We start from the raw sequence: 16,527 nt of genomic DNA, 5'->3' as shown, positions 1-16,527 counted from the left end.
CTTGCTAGTTTTAGAGTAGTCACTGCCGGCGGATCACGAGGGCCACGCCCACTGCCGCAACCGCCATGCCAGCTGCCGCGATCGGCGTGAAGCGCTCGCCAAACAGCAGCCATGCCATCACCGCCGTGGTCGGCGGGGTCAGATACATCAGGCTCGATACCCGCATGGCCGCGCCGCGTCGAATCAGCAGGAACAGCAGCGAGATCGCACCGAGCGAGAGCGCCACGATCGACCACGCGAGCGAGGCGACGAGCGCAAGATTCCAATGCACCTCGCGCGTCTCGAACGCGAACATAAAGGGCACGCACGCGACCGCCGCTGCACCGAACTGGATCACGGCGCCCATGCGCAGGTCAAACATCGGGCAGAAATGCTTCTGGTACAGCGTGCCGGCCGTGATCGACGCGAGCGCGCCCACCGCAAGCCCAAGGCTCGTCAGCGACAGCCCGAGCGTGCTGAGCTTGCTGGATACGACAAGCCCGACGCCCACGAGGCCGAGTATCAGCCCGAGCCATTGAAGGAACCGCACGCGTTCTCCCATGCGCGTGGCCACCATCGCCGTGAGCACCGGCTGCATGCCGACGATCAGCGCCGACAATCCGGCCGGCATGCCGAGGCTCATGGCCGCCCAGACACCACCGAGGTAGCCCGCCTGCAGCAGCAGCCCGGACACCGCGATATGGCCGATGCGAGGCCAGTCGATATCGCCACCCTCGTGCCGTGGTAAGGGCACGCGCGCGACGATCACGAACGGCACCATCAGGATCAGTACGCCGACGAAGCGCAGGAACAGAAACGTCATCGGTTCCGCGTAAGGCAGGCCGTACTTGGCCACCACGAAGCCCGTGCTCCACAGCGCCACGAACAGCCACGGCATGGCCGCCAGCCACAGGCGATTTGCCGCGCCACCGGCCGCGCTACCCGAAGCGCCGAGCGCCACCGTATCGCGCGTGCTCATGACGACACCGCGGACGACACTGCCGACGACACCGCGGACGACACCGCCACTGCGGCCGCAGCCGCCTTCTGCCGGGTGCGCCATCGTTCCTGATGGCGCGCCGCCAGCGTCACGGTCTGCAGATGCACCGCCACGGTGTCCTCGATCTGATTGCCATAGCCGCCGGCCATGGCCACCGCGATCGGCAGGCCGCGCGTCAAGGCGGCGTCGAAGACCAGCGCATCGCGCTGCGCCAGGCCCGCCATGGTCAGGCGCAGCCGGCCCAGCCGATCGCCCTCGTGCGGATCGGCGCCCGCCAGATAGATCAGCAGATCCGGGGCAAGGCGCGCGAACAGCGTGTCGAGCGCGCCGCGCAGCGCCTGCGCGTAGGTCTCGTCGTCGCAGCCATCGGGCAGGCCCACGTCCAGATCGCTGGCTTCCTTGCGAAATGGGTAGTTCTTCTCGCCATGCAGCGAGAGCGTAAATACGGTGGGATCGTCACGCAGGATCGAGGCGGTACCGTTGCCCTGGTGCACGTCGAGGTCGATCACCGCCACACGCCGCGCCAGGCCATCGCGCTGCAGCATGCGCGCGGCAATGGCGGCGTCGTTGAACACGCAGAAGCCGCCGCCCTTGTCGGCGTAGGCATGGTGAGTGCCACCCGCGAGGTTGACGGCGATGCCTTCCTTGAACGCGGTGCGGCAGGCTGCGATCGTCGCGCCCGCCGAGCGGCGCGAGCGCTCGACCATCTCTATCGACCATGGGAAGCCGATTTCGCGCTGGCGGGCGGGGTCGAGCCGACCGGCCGAGACGTCGGCGATATAGGCGGCATCGTGCGCAAGGGAGAGTGCCTCGTCGTCCGCGCGCGGTGCCTCGTGCAGTGCAATATCCGGCACTTCCGTCATGACCGCGTCTCGCAGCATGCTGTACTTGCGCATCGGGAAACGGTGCCCCGGGGGCAGCGGCAGGACGAAGTGGTCGGCGTAGAAAGCGAGCATAGCCCGCGATGGTAGCACCGCTGCCCTGGCGGCGCGGACGCGGACTCGGGGCGGGTGGGAACCGTTTGAAATTCCCGCGTCGCATCATCGTGCGGCGCGCTTTCTTGATCGGGATAAACCCTTATACAACGCCGTATAGGTGGCGATCGATGCCCCTGCGAGCCGGTTTGTGCGGTTATCTTTTGTGCGTTGCACAAAAAGCGCTTGACTCCAATGAGACAACCCTTAGAATAGGAATTGTTGCGGCGCACCAATGGTTAACCCGAGGCGAGATTCGAGAGACTCGCGAGAGATCCGAAATTCGGTAAGGGTGATCAAAGGTGCCAAAAGCAAAAAATACGCTCGGGCTGGCGATGAGGCGGCTGCTACGAACTCAGTAGCTTCATGGCTCTGACATCTGGGCGACCTAGTTTTCAATTTGCTTACCTTAGAAGCTCACCACTTCACCACTGGAGACCAGCAATGATCCTTACCCCGGAACAAGTTGCAGCAGCACAAAAAGCCAACCTCGAGACCCTGTTCGGTCTGACCACCAAGGCCTTCGAAGGCGTTGAGAAGCTGGTCGAGCTGAACCTGCAAGTGGTCAAGGCCACTTTCGCCGAGAACGTCGATAACGCCAAGAAGGCACTGTCGGCCAAGGACGCGCAGGAACTGCTGGCTATTCAAGCTTCGCTGGTTCAGCCGGTCGCGGAAAAGACCCTCGCCTACACCCGTCACCTGTACGAAATCGCTTCGGAAACCCAGACCGAGTTCACCAAGGTGGCTGAAACCCAACTGGCCGAAGGTTCGAAGAAGGTGCAAGCCCTCGTCGACAACTTCGCCAAGAACGCACCGGCCGGTTCGGAATCGACCGTCGCGATCGTGAAGACGGCCATCTCGGCGGCGAACAACGCCTACGAGTCGGTCCAGAAGGCCACGAAGCAAGCTGTGGAAATTGCCGAAAGCAACTTCCAGGCTGCCGCGACCGCCGCTAGCAAGGCTGCTCAGCAAGCCAGCGCCACGGCCCGCACCGCGACCAAGAAGTCGGCTGCTCCGGCAGTCTGATTGATCCAGGTCTCGCCAGCACGACCGGCTTCGGCCGGTCCGTTGGCAAAGCGCGTGATGTCAGCTTCGCGCGTTTTGCCAACGGGGATGGACTTCATCCCGTAACCACGTCTCCTCGGTACCCCGGCCATGCAGTGCTGCGTGGCTTGAACTCCAACGGTATCGTTAGAACCCGGTGTCCCAATGCGACGGCCGGGTTTTTTTTCGCCTCTGCGGGTAGTGATGCACGGTGTGCCCTCACCCCCGGCCCCTCTCCCTCCAGGGAGAGGGGAGAAAACCATTGGTATTCAAGCGTTCGCTCCGCCTCGACTGCTAAGCCTTCTCTTGCGGCGGCTCGATCAGGCTTACGTGCGCGGCCACTATTTTCCAGCCGGTGTCGAGCCTGGCCCAGGTCTGCATCTGCCGGCCCAGTAGCGGCGTGGCGTCGCTCGTGAACTCTGTGCTGACCGTGGCGTACGCATCACCAAAGGTCGTGACGACCGTGCGGTGCAGCTGCCGCGAGCGCGGTACCGGCTCGCAGGTCTCGCGCCATGCGCGGATCGCGGCGCCGCCGAGTTGCACCTCGGCAATGCCGTAGCGCACCGTCTCCGGCGTATCCCAGAACAGCGCGTTCATCGCATTCACATCGTTATCGACGAGCGCGCGCTCGTAGGCTTCGAATGCGGCCGCGACCTGTGCGACCACTTCGGGGCGATTGATTTCCATGGCTTGTGACATTGCGGTGTGCGTGGGTGGTCAGGTGGCCGCGACCAGCGCGGCCAGCGGCGTGGTCCAGCCGACGATGCCGCCCTGCGAGCGGATCATCGCGAACGTGGCGTCGCGGAACTCGGGGAAGTAGCTCGCGGTGGCGTCTTCAACCAGCAGGCAGTCGTAGCCACGGTCGTTGGCCTCGCGCATCGAGGTCTGCACGCACACTTCCGTGGTCACCCCCGCGAAGACGAGATAGCGAATGCCGCGCTCGCGCAGTGCGCTCGCGAGACCCGTTGCGTAGAAGGCGCCCTTGCCCGGCTTGTCGATCACGAGCTCGCCCGCAACCGGCTCGACCGCCGCAACGATCGCGGTGCCCGGTTCGTCGCGGATCAGGATGCGGCCCATGGGGCCGGGGTCGCCGATCCGCAGGCTCGGCGCGCCACGCTCGCGTTTGGCGGGCGGGCAGTCGGACAGGTCGGGCGCGTGCGATTCGCGCGTATGCACCACGAACCAACCTGCCGCGCGCGCATGCGCGAGCAACGCGGCCACGGTCGGCACGATGTCCGACAGCAGCGTCACATCGTTGCCGAGCGAACTGCCGAAGCCGCCGGGCTCGATGAAATCGCGCTGCATATCGATGACGACGAGCGCCGTTTCACGCGGGTCGAAGACGAACGGTGCCGGCAGCGCGGCGGCGGTCAGCATGGCGGGCGGAGGGAGGCTCAGGTCGGACATGTTTGAAGGTTGTGATGATCATCGCTCTCGTGTTGCCCCGCCATATGGCGGCCCAGCACCTCGCGATCGGCGTCGCCGGCGGGGACTTCGAACACGATCTGCCCTTCGGCGATTACCGCGATGCGGTCCGCGAGCGCGAGCAACTCGTCGAGGTCCTCGCTGATCAGCAGCACCGCCGCGCCTGCATCGCGTGCCGCGAGCAGACGCGCGTGAATATCGGCCACGGCCGCGAAGTCGAGGCCGAACACCGGGTTGGCGACAATCAGCAAGTCCACAGGCTGGCCCAGCTCGCGCGCGAGCACCGCGCGCTGCACGTTGCCGCCCGAGAGCGTACCGATCGGCCGATCAGGCACCGGCGGCTTGACGTTGAACTCGGCGATGCGCGCGCGGGCCCGTTCACGCGTGGCCCGGCGATTGAAGCGCCAGCCATGCTGGCGCAGCGGCGCGCGATCGAAGTCACGCAACGCGAGATTGTCGGCAATGCTCATACCCGGCACGCAGGCATTGCGCAGCGGCTCTTCGGGAATCGCGAACACGCGTTGCGCGCGCATCTGCTCGCGCGTGGCGTGATACGGCGCGCCACCGACGCGCATCGCGCCCTGCCGCAACGGCCGCTGGCCCGTCAGCGCTTCCACCAGCTCGCGCTGGCCATTGCCGGATACGCCGGCGATACCGAGGATTTCTCCGGCACGCACCGCCAGTCCAAGATCGCGCACAGCGGGATGCCCGCGGCCATCGATCACGGTCGCGTGCTCGACCTGGAGCCGCACCGCGGCATCGGCGGCTACGGGCTTGCGCGTGGCGCGGTCCGCACCGTCGTGCGCAAGCGCGCGGCGATCGGTGACCGTACCTTCCGTGCCCATCATCAGTGCCGCAAGGCGTGACGGCAGATCGGCGTTATCCGACGCATCGCCGCCCACCTTGCACGTCCCGACCTGCCGCCCCTTGCGCAGCACGGTCACATCATCGGCATAAGCCATCACCTCGCGGAACTTGTGCGTGATCATCAGCACCGTGAGTTCGCCGCGCGAGGTCAGCGCGCGCATCAGGCCAAGCACCTCGTCGGCCTCCTGCGGCGTCAGCACCGAGGTCGGTTCGTCAAGAATCAGAAAGCGTTGCCGCAGGTAGAGCTGCTTGAGAATCTCGAGCTTCTGCTTCTCGCCGGCAGCAAGCGCCGACACCGGTGCATCGAGCGGCAACCGGAACGGCATACGCGTCATGAACTCGCGCAGCGCGGCACGCTCGCGCGACCAGTCGATACGCCACGGCAACTGCCCGCGCGCGAGCAACAGGTTCTCCTCGACCGACATCCCTTCCGCGAGCGTGAAATGCTGATACACCATGCCAATGCGCAACGCCTGCGCATCGCGCGGCGAGGTGATTCGCACTTCGCGCTTGTCGGCCACGATCTGGCCCGCGTCGAGCACACCGTAGCCAACCAGCCCCTTGACCAGCGTGCTCTTGCCCGCGCCGTTCTCGCCAAGCAGCGCGTGAATGGTGCCGGGCGCCACGCGAATCGAGACGTCGTCGAGCGCACGGAACGCGCCGAACGACTTCGACGCGCCGATGACCTCGAGCCCAAGCCCGCCCGCATTCGCATCGACCGGGATACCACCGATCATGTTCCGCGCCGTCAACCCGGCGGTTGTCAGCCCGGCCACGTCAGGCTTCCAGCGTCGCCAGCAGCGCGCGCGAGTCGGACACCGTGCCAAACACCCCGCCCTGCATCGTCACCATATGCAGCGCCGCCTCGTGATTGCCGCGATCGGTCGCGCCGCAACAATCGGCGAGGATCGTGCATTCAAAGCCGCGATCGTTGGCCTCGCGCATCGTGGTGTGGACGCAGACATCGGTGGTGATGCCTGTGAGCACCAGGTTATCGATGCCGCGCGTGCGCAGAATCAGCTCCAGATCCGTCGCGCAGAACGAGCCCTTGCCCGGCTTATCGATAATGATCTCGCCCGGCAGCGGCGCGAGTTCGTCGATGATCTCCCAACCCTTCTCGCCGCGCACAAGGATCTTGCCGCACGGACCATCATCGCCGATGCCCACGCCGCCGATGCCGGCCTGACGACTGCGCCAGCGCTTGTTGGCGGGCAGATCCGACAGATCGGGCCGATGACCCTCGCGCGTATGAATAATGGTGAAACCCTGCGCGCGCATGGTGGCGAGCACGCGGCTTATCGGCTCGATCGGCGCGCGCGTCATCGACAGGTCGTAGCCCATGCGGTCCACATAGCCGCCGAAGCCGCAGAAGTCGGTCTGCATGTCGATGATCACCAGCGCCGTGTTGTCGGGACGCAGATTGCCGTCGTACGGCCACGGATAAGGTTTGGCTTCGATCGTGCGGGAGTTGGCAATGTTCATGGTGTTTGGCTCTCGATAGCAACGTCGCGCTCAGCGCGTCAGACTCAGTTCACCCGGCGCGCCCGCAAGCGCGCGATCGGGCCGGCAGTTGATGATCATGATGACAAGGGTCAGCACATAGGGCGCGGCATTGAACAGGTAGTAGCCACTGGTCACGCCGATGGCCTGCAGCGCCGGCCCGAGCGCGCCCGCGGCGCCGAACAGCAACGCGGCCCACAGGCAGCGCAAGGGTTGCCAGCGCGCGAAGATCACGAGCGCGACGGCCATCAGGCCCTGTCCGCTCGACAACCCTTCGTTCCAGCTGCCCGGATACACCAGCGACAGATACGCGCCACCTACGCCCGCGAACGCACCGCCAATGGCGGTGGCCACCACGCGGATGCGCGTCAGCGGATAGCCCATCGCGCGCGCGGTCTCGGCGTGATCGCCGACCATGCGCAACGTCAGGCCCCAGCGCGTGGCACGCATGCCCCATTGCAACGCAAACGCCAGCGCCACACCCACGACGAACAGCACGTTGATGCGCAGCACCTGTTCGAGCTGCGGTGTGCCAGTCCATTTGCCGAGTTCGAGCGACGGCAGCATCGGGGCCTGCGGCGCGATAAACGGCTTGCCGAGAAAGAACGCGAGGCCGGTGCCCAGCAGCATCAGCGCGATGCCGAATGCAATATCCGATACGCGCGGCAGCGAGCAGACCAGCCCGTGCAGGCAGCCGAGCAGCAGCCCGACGCCCGCGGCCGCGAGCACACCGGTCCACGGCGAGCCGGACAGATACGCGACTGCGTAGCCGCTCATCGCGCCGGATACCAGAATGCCTTCGAGCCCGAGGTTCACACGGCCGCCCTTCTCGGTCAGGCATTCGCCGAGGCTGACGAACAGATACGGCGTGCTGACGCGGATCGCGCCGCTGACCAGCGACAGCACCAGCACTATCCATGGCGATTGCAGATCAGGCATGACGGGTCTCCATGGCGGGGGTGTCCGCGATCTGTGTGCGTGCCTGCAGGCGCAGACGCCAGGCCACGATGCGGCCGCCGAGCGCTTCCCACGCAAGCAGGTTGGCGAACAGCAGGCCCTGCAGTACGAGCGTGGTCGCATCGGGCAGATCGAGTCGCCGCTGCAGCAGGCTGCCGCTGCTTTCGATACCGCCGATCAGCAGTGCGCACGCAATAATCGCGAGCGGGTTCTGACGCGCCGCGAACGCAACGAGGATGCCGCCGTAGCCATAGCCGGCCAGCAGCGCCGCATTGGCGCTGCCCTGCACCGCCGCGACTTCAAACATGCCGGCAAGACCGGCCGCGCCGCCGCCAAGCACGCATGCGAGCAACGCGAGCCGGCGCACCGGCAGACCCACGAGGCGCGCCGCGCGCGGATTGCCGCCGGCCACGCGCATCGCAAACCCGGTGGTGCCATGGCGCACCAGCACCCATGCGGCAACGCACGCGAGCACGCCCCAGAACAGCCCCCAATGCACGTCCATGCCGGGCAACGTGCCGATGGTGGCGGCATCGGCGAGCGGCAATGTCGATGGCTTGTTGAGACTGGCCGGATCGCGCAACGGCCCTTCCACGAGTTGCTTGAACAGCGCGATGGCGATATACGACAACAGCAGGCTGCCAATGGTCTCGTTGACGCCGCGCCAGTGACGCAGCAATCCGGCAAGGCCGATCCATGCGCCGCCGGCCACCATTGCCACAGCGCCCATGGCGGTCACCATCACGGGCCATGGCGTGCCGGCCGGCAGCCATTGCGGCAATACCGCAGCCGCCAGACCGCCCAGTGCCAGCGCCCCTTCGCCGCCGATCACGATCAGCCCGACCTGCGCGGGCAACGCGACGCAGAGCGCGGTCAGCATCAGCGGCGCCGCACGCATCAATGTGTTCTGCCACGCGAATGAGGTACCGAACGCGCCTTGATAGATCAGCGACAACGCCTCGAGCGCGGGCGCGCCCTGCACAAGCAGAAACAGCGAGAACAGCAGCAGCGTGCCGACCAGCGCGAGCACGGTCGGCAATGCCGGCAAGATCGCGTTGAGCAGCGTGAACAGCGGCGCGCGCGACCGCGTGGCGGGAATCGAGCCTGCCGCCGGATCGGCGACGATGGGTGAGCTGGCGTCAGGCATCTGGGCGCTCCTGCATCATGGCCTACCGCTTCAACCCTGACCCACCACGCCGGCGACGAGGTAGTTCATGCTCTCCAGCACGTAGTCGGTCTGCGCCAGGCTGGTGCCGGCCGCAATCGCGACGCCGCCCTTGTTGTCCTTGAGCGGACCCTTGAAGATCGCGAACTGGCCGGCCATCATCTTGGCCTTGACCGCATCGGCCGCCTGTTTCGCGGCCGGCGATACCTTGGCACCGTATGGCGACGGCTTGACGTAGCCTTCACGCAGGCCACCGCGCAGCACGTTGGGCGGCACCTTGCCGGCCTGCGCATCGGCAGTCAGCGACTTGTACGGCGTGGCCCAGTCCCACTCGGCACCGGTCAGGTAACCCTTGGGCGCGAGCGCGGCCTGGCTCGCGTGATAACCGCAACTCATCGCGCCGCGCTTCTCCGCGGTCTCGATCACGACCTTCGGGCCATCGACGTGACACGTCAGCACGTCGCAGCCCTGATCGATCAGGCCATTGGCGGCTTCCGCCTCCTTGACCGGCATCGACCAGTCACCGGTGAAGATCACGTGCGTGGTGATCGACGGATCCACCGACTGCGCGCCAAGCGTGAACGCGTTGATATTGCGCAGTACCTGCGGAATCGGCTTGGCCGCGACAAAGCCGAGCTTCTTGCTCTTGCTCATATGGCCAGCGACCACGCCGTCCAGATACTGGCACTCGTCGATATAGCCGAAATAGCTCGAGATATTGGCCGGATTGCCAGACTTCCACAGCCCGCCGCAATGGGCGAACCGCACCTTCGGATACTTTGCCGCCACCTTGAGCACGTGCGGATCGAAGTAGCCAAACGAAGTCGCGAAGATCAGCGTGGCGCCGTCCTGCTGGATCATGGCCTCCATGGTCTTCTGCGCCGCGATGGTCTCGGGCACGTTCTCTTCTTCCACCACCTTCACATTCGGCAGCTTGCGCAGGATCGCGGTGGCCGCGGCCTGCGCCTGGTTGTAGCCGAAGTCATTGCGGGCGCCGACGTACAGCACGCCGACGGTCAGCTTGTCGGCGGCGAGCAGCGTTTGAAGGGGCAGCGCGGTGCCGAGCGTCAGCAGGCTGGCTTGCTTGAGGAAGTCGCGGCGATGGGTCATGTCGTGGTCTCGGGCAGGTGAGATGGAGTGTTTGTCTTGGGAAGATCGTGTCGGGGATGCGTTTATGCGCCGGCGCGCTCTGTTGCGGCCGGAGTCAGGCTTGCGAGGTACGCGCGCCAGCCGCCAAACGCGGTGATATCGCGCGCGCCGGCACCGTCGGCAATCGCGGCCGGCTCGCAGATAAAGCCTTTCACATGGCGACCGTCCTCGAGTTCGAGCGTGCCGATGCCGAGCGGCGCGGGCACATCGGCAACGAACTTGCCGAAGGTGCGCAGCGGCAGCTCCCACACCTCGACCTCGATCGCGCTGCCACTGCCGGCGGCGGCACGCGCAAGACCCGGCTTGGGCGGCGTGGTGCCGGCCAGCGCGTACAGGTGGTATTGCGGCGCGGTGCGCGTGCTGGCCTGCAACCGCGCGCCAGCTTCGCGCAGTTGCCAGTTGAGCGGCTGGCCTCGCAGATGCGCGCCGACCACGGCCACCGCGACGGTGGGTTCGGCGTAGGGCAGCGGCAAGTCGGCGATGGCGGCACCGGCCTCATCGGGTGTGTCATTGTTGTCGGCAAACAATGCCGCGATGCGAGCGCCCAGCACGGCCAGGCGCTGATCGGCACCCGCCGGTCCGATCAGCGTAATGCCGGCCGGCAGGCCATCGGCCCGACGCACACCCGGTATCGCGAGCGCGCACAGGTCCAGCAGATTGACGAAGTTGGTATAGCGACCGAGCTGGCTGTTGACGCCGATCGGATCATCACGCAACGCCGCGATGGTCGGATGCGTGGGCGTGGTGGGCACCACCAGCACGTCGATCGACGCGAACATCGCCTCGGCCTCGCGGCGCAATTCGGCCATACGGTATTGCGCCTGGAACGCATCGGTGGCGCTGTAACGATCGGCCTTGCCGATCACGGCCGCCACGGTCGGATCGATCTCCGCGCGATGCGTGTCGAAGAACGCGCCCAGCGCCGCGCGACGCTCGGCCACCCACGGACCGTCATAGAGCAGCACCGCCGCTTCCTGCAGCGGCGCGAACGGCACGGTAGTGGGCACCACACCCAGTTGCTCCCGCACCGCGTCCAGGGTCTGCGCATACGCGGCCGCGGCCAAGGCATCGCCGTCGAACGCCACCGCGTCGGGCACCGCCACGCGCAACGCCGCGCGCGGCAAACCCAGCGCGGGCACCTGACGCGCATAACCATCGCGCGCATCGAACACGGCAATCTGCGCGAGCACGCGCCAGGCGTCGGCCACGTCGTGCGCAAAGATCGAGAGTGTGTCCAGCGAGCGGCACGCCGGCACCACGCCGCGCTTGCTCACCAGGCCGAGCGTCGGCTTCAGCCCGACCAGATTGTTGAAGCCCGCCGGCACGCGACCGGAGCCGGCCGTATCGGTACCAAGCGAAAACGCCACACACCCTGCCGCCACCGCCACCGCGGAGCCCGAGCTGGAGCCACCCGACACGCGATCCGGTTGATCGATCTGACGCACCGCGCCGTACGGCGAACGCGTGCCCACGAGGCCCGTCGCGAACTGATCGAGGTTGGTCTTGCCGACCAGAATCGCGCCGGCCGCGAGCAACTGCTCCACCGCGAACGCCGTTTCCGTTGGTACGTACGCATACGCCGGGCACGCGGCCGTGGTCGGCAAGCCGGCCACATCGACGTTGTCCTTGACCGCGAATGGCACGCCGAACAACGGCATCGCCGCCAGCAGCGCCCCGCCCTCGCGCGCGAGGCGTGCTTCCAGCTCGCGCGCACGCGCCAGCAGCGCGTCAGGCGTGACGCGATGAATCCAGACTTCGGGACGATCTGCCGCTTCGATGCGCGCCAGCACCTCGTTCACGCATTGCGTGGGGGTCAGCGAGCCGTCTGCGTATTGCGCCAGCAGTGTGGCGATCGGAGCGAAGCGAGCCATGTTTGTTTGGGTTCCATCTTGTATTCAAGTTTGAACCCAACAAAGCAACCGGCGTGCCAAAGCACGAATCTAGCCGCGATCGACCGATATTTTTCTTTTGAATCAGGGAGTTGGTTGTTGCAGGGGGTGCGTGCGCCGGACGCGAAGAGAAAGGACTGCTGGCGCAAGAACGGTGCGAGACACCGTGCCACGCCCCATTACGAGGCGTGGCATGCGAGCCGACAGTGCATGCCGGCTCGCAGGTACGGCTTTACTTCTTGCGCGGCGGCGGGACGTCCGTGCAGACGCCTTCATAGATCTCGGCCGCCATGCCGATCGACTCGCCGAGCGTCGGGTGCGGATGGATCGTCTTGCCGATATCCACGGCATCGGCGCCCATCTCGATCGCCAGGCAGATCTCGCTGATCAGATCGCCCGCATGCGTGCCGACGATACCGCCGCCGATGATGCGATGCGTCTCCTCGTCGAAGATCAGCTTGGAGAAGCCCTCGTCGCGGCCATTGGCAATGGCGCGGCCTGACGCAGCCCACGGGAACACGCCCTTGCCGTACTTGATGCCCTGCGCCTTGCACTGTTCTTCAGTCAGACCGGCCCAGGCCACTTCCGGATCGGTGTAGGCCACCGACGGAATCTGCTTGACGTCGAAGTAAGCCTTCTCGCCATGCGCGGCCTCGGCGGCCACGTGCGCTTCGTGCACGGCCTTGTGCGCGAGCATTGGTTGGCCAACCACATCGCCAATCGCGAAGATATGCGGCACGTTGGTGCGCATCTGCTTGTCGACGTCGATAAAGCCACGATCCGTCACGGCCACGCCAGCCTTTTCGGCGCCGATCTTCTTGCCGTTCGGCGTACGACCCACCGACACCAGCACGAAGTCGTAGCGCTGCGGCTCGGCCGGTGCGGCCTCGCCCTCGAACTTCACGTAGATCCCGTCCGGCTTCGCTTCCACGCCGACCGTCTTGGTCTTGAGCATCACGTTGTCGAAGCGATGCTTGTTCATCTTGTCCCACACCTTGACGAGGTCGCGGTCCGCGCCCTGCATCAGGCCATCGAGCATTTCCACGACGTCGATGCGCGCGCCCAGCGTGCTGTACACCGTCGCCATCTCCAGGCCGATGATGCCGCCACCGATCACGAGCATCTTGCCCGGGATGCTCGGCAGTTCCAGCGCGCCGGTCGAATCGACGATGCGCGGATCCTTCGGGATGAACGGCAGCATCACGGCCTGGCTGCCGGCCGCGATGATCGCTTGCTTGAACTGGATGACGGTCTTCTTGCCAGTCGTGGCCTGGCCGTCGCCCTCGGTTTCCTGCACTTCCAGGTGATACGGATCGAGGAACGTACCGAAGCCGCGCACCACCTGCACCTTGCGCATCTTGGCCATGCTCGCGAGACCGCCGGTCAGCTTGCCGACCACCGATTCCTTGTAGCCACGCAGCTTGTCCAGATCGATCTTCACATCGCCGAACGACACGCCATGCGAGGCAAGTGCCTTCGCTTCGTCGATGATCGCGGCGTTATGCAGCAGCGCCTTCGACGGAATGCAACCCACGTTCAGGCACACGCCACCGAGCGTCGCGTAACGCTCGACGATCACGGTATTCATGCCGAGGTCGGCCGCGCGGAACGCCGCCGAGTAGCCACCGGGGCCCGCGCCCAGCACGAGCATGTCGCACTGGATATCGGCACTACCCGAATGCTTGGCGGCGGTCGGCGCGGCAGCCGGGGCCGGTGCGGCAGCGGCTGCCGGAGCCGGCGCAGCAGCAGGAGCCGGTGCCGCAGCAGCCGGCGCGGCCGCGCTCGCGGCGACTTCCACCGTGCAGATCACGGTGCCCTTGGCCACCTTGTCGCCCACCTTCACGCGCATCTCGACCACCTTGCCGGCGGACGACGATGGCACATCCATGCTGGCCTTGTCGGACTCGAGGACGATGAGCGACTGCTCCTCTTCCACCGTGTCGCCGGCCTTGACCAGCACCTCGATTACCTCCACCGCGTCGAAATCGCCGATATCCGGCACCTTGATTTCGGTCACACTCATGCTTAGCTCCTCAAATGCGCGCCGCCCCGCCGGGGCTCAGGCCGCGCCTTCGTTGTTGTTTGCCGGGCTTGCCACATCCTGTAGCGCGACCACATGCACGTCGATGGGTCCCGCCGAACTCTTGTCGAACTCCACGCCTGCATCCACACCCACGCGCGCGATGTCACCGGCGCCGAAGTCGGGCCGGTCGTAGACCGCGTGCATCGCGCCGAGCGCATAGTTGCGCCCCGATCCAATGCCCCAGAAACGGTCGAACGAAAACACCTCGCGGTACGAATACACGCCGTAGATGCCATGCGGGTTGGCGATCAGGCAAACGATCTGCGACGACTCGTAAGGGTCGTCATCGTCTTCCTTGGTATTGATGAAATACTCGGACTTGAGCTTCTCGTGCACCTTGAGAAACGTGCGGAACACGTCGTCGCGCGATCCGAGCCGGCACTCTTCACCCATGCCCACCAACAGGCTGCGCATGACCGGAAAATGCGCGGTCGTACCGGCCAGCGCGACAAAGCTGTCGCCCACCGGAAAGACCTTCTGGTTGCGTTCGTAGGCACGCGACAGCCGCGTATCGCCGAACGTCACCAGCGCGTCGGCCGCGATGGCCACTTCGGTGCCCTTCCTGACAACGACACAGGTAGTCATGGCTGGCCTCCGGAATCGGATATCTGCGGGTGTTCGCCGGAGCGCGGCACCGGAGCGAGCACTGTAAGCACTGTGCCCGCGCCGGTTCCGTTCACGCTCAGAGGATGATGCGGCGGAAGTCCGCCAGCAACTGGCCGATAAACGCGTTGAAGCGCGCCGCATCGGCACCGTCGATGACGCGATGGTCATACGACAGCGACAGCGGCAGCATCAGGCGCGGCACGAACTGCTTGCCATCCCAGACCGGCTTCATGGCCGACTTGCTCGCGCCCATGATCGCGACTTCCGGCGCATTGATGATCGGCGTGAAATGCGTGCCGCCAATGCCGCCGAGCGACGAGATCGAGAAGCAGCCGCCCTGCATCTGGTCCGGCTTGAGCTTGCCCTCGCGCGCGGCCTTGGCCAGCTCGCCCATCTCCTTGCTGATCTCCATCACGCCCTTGGTGTCGGCGTTCTTGAGCACCGGCACCACGAGGCCGTTCGGCGTATCGGCCGCGAAGCCGATATTGAAATACTTCTTGAAGACGAGGTTGTCGCCGTCCAGCGAGGCATTGAAGTTCGGGAACTTCTTCAGCGCCGCGACCGTGGCCTTGATCAGGAACGCGAGCATCGTCACCTTGACGCCGGACTTCTCGTTTTCCTTGTTCAGCAGCACGCGGAACGCTTCCAGCTCGGTGATATCGGCCTCGTCGTTGTTCGTGACGTGGGGGATCATCACCCAGTTGCGATGCAGGTTCGCGCCCGAGATCTTCTTGATGCGCGACAGCGGCTTGCTCTCGAACTCGCCAAAGCGGCTGAAGTCAACCTTCGGCCACGGCAGCAGATTCAGCTCGCCACCACCACCGCCGCCTGCGGCCGCGGCAGCAGGCGCCGCGGTCTGGCCACTCATCACGCCCTTGACGAAGCCCTGCACGTCTTCCTGCGTGATACGGCCCTTGGGGCCGGTGCCGGCCACACGCGACACATCCACGCCGAGCTCGCGCGCGAAACGACGCACCGACGGGCTTGCATGTGCGGCCTTGCCGGTCACGCCCTGTGCGGGCGCGGCAGCGGGTGCCGGTGCGGATGCCGCCGGAGCCGCTGCGGCCGCAGCCGGGGCCGGTGCGGCCGCAGGTGCCGGAGCAGGCGCCGCAGCTGCCGCAGCCGCCGGTGCGGGGGCGGCGGCTCCGCCGCCAGCGCCTTCCAGGATCAGCAGCAGTACGCCTTCCTTGACGTTATCGCCGACCTTGACCTTGACTTCCTTGACCGTGCCGGCCTGCGGCGACGGCACGTCCATGGTGGCCTTGTCGGACTCGAGCGTGACCAGCGCGTCCTCGGCGTTGATCGTGTCGCCCGCCTTCACGTGGACTTCGATCACCGGCACGGCGTCGTAGTCGCCGATATCGGGGACCTTGACCTCGATGATGCCGCCACCACCGGCCGGCGCAGCGGCCGGTGCGGGAGCGGGCGCCGGTGCGGCGGCAGCGGGTGCCGGCGCGGGCGCTGCGGGTGCCGGGGCAGCCGCCGCCGGGGCCGGAGCCGGTGCGGAGGCGCCAGCCGGTTCCAGCATCACCAGCACGGAGCCTTCCTTGACGTTGTCGCCCACCTTGATGCGGACTTCCTTGACCGTGCCGGCCTGCGGCGACGGCACGTCCATGGTCGCCTTGTCGGACTCGAGCGTGACCAGCGCGTCTTCGGCGTTGATCGTGTCGCCGGGCTTCACATGCACTTCGATGACGGGAACGGCGTCATAGTCGCCGATATCCGGCACCTTGATTTCAATCGCTTGACTCATTCAGTGTCTCTCCTGGGCAGCCGGCACGTGCGACAAACGACAGATGTAGCGGGCGAGATTACTCCCACCGCGCGAATCTGTCATGTCGCCGCGCCGCAAGGCGGCCGGGGCCGCGCTGCGGGGGTTCGTGCGTTGT

Annotated in this window: 14 protein-coding genes; 1 reads left to right on the top strand and 13 read right to left on the bottom strand. The window is 66.1% G+C overall.

Features of this window, described 5'->3' with window-relative positions:
• Positions 1 to 19 precede the first annotated feature (19 nt).
• On the bottom strand, positions 20 to 877 hold the full coding sequence (locus LDO41_RS02605; RefSeq protein WP_223982339.1) for a DMT family transporter: 858 nt from the start codon (positions 875 to 877) through the stop codon (positions 20 to 22).
• 77 nt (positions 878 to 954) lie between these two features.
• Positions 955 to 1,935, bottom strand: coding sequence for a histone deacetylase family protein (locus LDO41_RS02600; RefSeq protein WP_223981459.1), 981 nt, complete (start codon positions 1,933 to 1,935; stop codon positions 955 to 957).
• 462 nt (positions 1,936 to 2,397) lie between these two features.
• On the opposite strand from LDO41_RS02600, the gene phaP1 reads away from it, so the two are divergent.
• The gene (phaP1, locus tag LDO41_RS02595; protein WP_223981456.1) at positions 2,398 to 2,979 is read left to right on the top strand and encodes a TIGR01841 family phasin PhaP1; all 582 of its coding nucleotides are present in this window, start codon (positions 2,398 to 2,400) and stop codon (positions 2,977 to 2,979) included.
• Positions 2,980 to 3,291: 312 nt separating this feature from the next.
• Here the strand turns inward: phaP1 and hpxZ are convergent, their stop codons facing one another.
• The 11 genes from hpxZ to aceF form a co-directional block, all read right to left on the bottom strand.
• Positions 3,292 to 3,684 (bottom strand): oxalurate catabolism protein HpxZ, encoded by a 393-nt coding sequence (gene hpxZ / locus LDO41_RS02590; protein ID WP_223982336.1) that lies wholly within the window; start codon positions 3,682 to 3,684, stop codon positions 3,292 to 3,294.
• Positions 3,685 to 3,714: 30 nt separating this feature from the next.
• The gene (locus tag LDO41_RS02585; protein ID WP_223982333.1) at positions 3,715 to 4,374 is read right to left on the bottom strand and encodes a cysteine hydrolase family protein; all 660 of its coding nucleotides are present in this window, start codon (positions 4,372 to 4,374) and stop codon (positions 3,715 to 3,717) included.
• 17 nt (positions 4,375 to 4,391) lie between these two features.
• Complete coding sequence (locus LDO41_RS02580; protein WP_223981453.1) at positions 4,392 to 6,026, bottom strand: ABC transporter ATP-binding protein; 1,635 nt, start codon at positions 6,024 to 6,026, stop codon at positions 4,392 to 4,394.
• Between the two features lie 40 nt (positions 6,027 to 6,066).
• On the bottom strand, positions 6,067 to 6,771 hold the full coding sequence (gene biuH / locus LDO41_RS02575) for a biuret amidohydrolase (RefSeq protein ID WP_223981450.1): 705 nt from the start codon (positions 6,769 to 6,771) through the stop codon (positions 6,067 to 6,069).
• Positions 6,772 to 6,801: 30 nt separating this feature from the next.
• Positions 6,802 to 7,728, bottom strand: a complete 927-nt coding sequence (locus LDO41_RS02570; RefSeq protein WP_223981447.1) for an ABC transporter permease — start codon at positions 7,726 to 7,728, stop codon at positions 6,802 to 6,804.
• Positions 7,721 to 8,893 carry an ABC transporter permease gene (locus LDO41_RS02565; protein WP_223981444.1) on the bottom strand — a complete coding sequence of 391 codons (1,173 nt, stop codon included), beginning with the start codon at positions 8,891 to 8,893 and terminating at the stop codon, positions 7,721 to 7,723. The genes LDO41_RS02570 and LDO41_RS02565 overlap by 8 nt, the downstream gene beginning before the upstream one ends.
• Before the next feature lie 30 nt (positions 8,894 to 8,923).
• On the bottom strand, positions 8,924 to 10,021 hold the full coding sequence (locus tag LDO41_RS02560; protein ID WP_223981441.1) for a BMP family ABC transporter substrate-binding protein: 1,098 nt from the start codon (positions 10,019 to 10,021) through the stop codon (positions 8,924 to 8,926).
• A 62-nt stretch (positions 10,022 to 10,083) separates the two neighbouring features.
• Entirely contained in the window at positions 10,084 to 11,931 is a 1,848-nt protein-coding gene (gene atzF / locus LDO41_RS02555; RefSeq protein WP_223981439.1) for an allophanate hydrolase, read from the bottom strand.
• Positions 11,932 to 12,181: 250 nt separating this feature from the next.
• Positions 12,182 to 13,972, bottom strand: a complete 1,791-nt coding sequence (lpdA, locus tag LDO41_RS02550; RefSeq protein ID WP_223981436.1) for a dihydrolipoyl dehydrogenase — start codon at positions 13,970 to 13,972, stop codon at positions 12,182 to 12,184.
• A 36-nt stretch (positions 13,973 to 14,008) separates the two neighbouring features.
• A complete protein-coding gene (locus LDO41_RS02545) occupies positions 14,009 to 14,617 on the bottom strand; it encodes an Ntn hydrolase family protein (RefSeq protein WP_223981433.1) in 609 nt (202 codons plus the stop codon).
• A 97-nt stretch (positions 14,618 to 14,714) separates the two neighbouring features.
• Entirely contained in the window at positions 14,715 to 16,391 is a 1,677-nt protein-coding gene (aceF, locus tag LDO41_RS02540) for a dihydrolipoyllysine-residue acetyltransferase (RefSeq protein WP_223981431.1), read from the bottom strand.
• Between the last annotated feature and the right edge of the window lie 136 nt (positions 16,392 to 16,527).

The organism is Cupriavidus pampae (assembly GCF_914271485.1).
Classification (GTDB): Bacteria; Pseudomonadota; Gammaproteobacteria; order Burkholderiales; family Burkholderiaceae; genus Cupriavidus; species Cupriavidus pampae.
Note: the sequence above shows the minus strand (reverse complement) of the source record. Positions and strands in the feature narration are given on the sequence as shown.

Excerpts from the sequence above, each read along its gene's own strand:
- LDO41_RS02605 (WP_223982339.1), bottom strand. The coding sequence starts at position 877 with ATGCCGTGGCTGTTCGTGGCGCTGTGGAGCACGGGCTTCGTGGTGGCC.
- LDO41_RS02600 (WP_223981459.1), bottom strand. The coding sequence starts at position 1,935 with ATGCTCGCTTTCTACGCCGACCACTTCGTCCTGCCGCTGCCCCCGGGG.
- phaP1 (WP_223981456.1), top strand. The coding sequence starts at position 2,398 with ATGATCCTTACCCCGGAACAAGTTGCAGCAGCACAAAAAGCCAACCTC.
- hpxZ (WP_223982336.1), bottom strand. The coding sequence starts at position 3,684 with ATGGAAATCAATCGCCCCGAAGTGGTCGCACAGGTCGCGGCCGCATTC.
- LDO41_RS02585 (WP_223982333.1), bottom strand. The coding sequence starts at position 4,374 with ATGCTGACCGCCGCCGCGCTGCCGGCACCGTTCGTCTTCGACCCGCGT.
- LDO41_RS02580 (WP_223981453.1), bottom strand. The coding sequence starts at position 6,026 with ATGATCGGTGGTATCCCGGTCGATGCGAATGCGGGCGGGCTTGGGCTC.
- biuH (WP_223981450.1), bottom strand. The coding sequence starts at position 6,771 with ATGAACATTGCCAACTCCCGCACGATCGAAGCCAAACCTTATCCGTGG.
- LDO41_RS02570 (WP_223981447.1), bottom strand. The coding sequence starts at position 7,728 with ATGCCTGATCTGCAATCGCCATGGATAGTGCTGGTGCTGTCGCTGGTC.
- LDO41_RS02565 (WP_223981444.1), bottom strand. The coding sequence starts at position 8,893 with ATGCCTGACGCCAGCTCACCCATCGTCGCCGATCCGGCGGCAGGCTCG.
- LDO41_RS02560 (WP_223981441.1), bottom strand. The coding sequence starts at position 10,021 with ATGACCCATCGCCGCGACTTCCTCAAGCAAGCCAGCCTGCTGACGCTC.
- atzF (WP_223981439.1), bottom strand. The coding sequence starts at position 11,931 with ATGGCTCGCTTCGCTCCGATCGCCACACTGCTGGCGCAATACGCAGAC.
- lpdA (WP_223981436.1), bottom strand. The coding sequence starts at position 13,972 with ATGAGTGTGACCGAAATCAAGGTGCCGGATATCGGCGATTTCGACGCG.
- LDO41_RS02545 (WP_223981433.1), bottom strand. The coding sequence starts at position 14,617 with ATGACTACCTGTGTCGTTGTCAGGAAGGGCACCGAAGTGGCCATCGCG.
- aceF (WP_223981431.1), bottom strand. The coding sequence starts at position 16,391 with ATGAGTCAAGCGATTGAAATCAAGGTGCCGGATATCGGCGACTATGAC.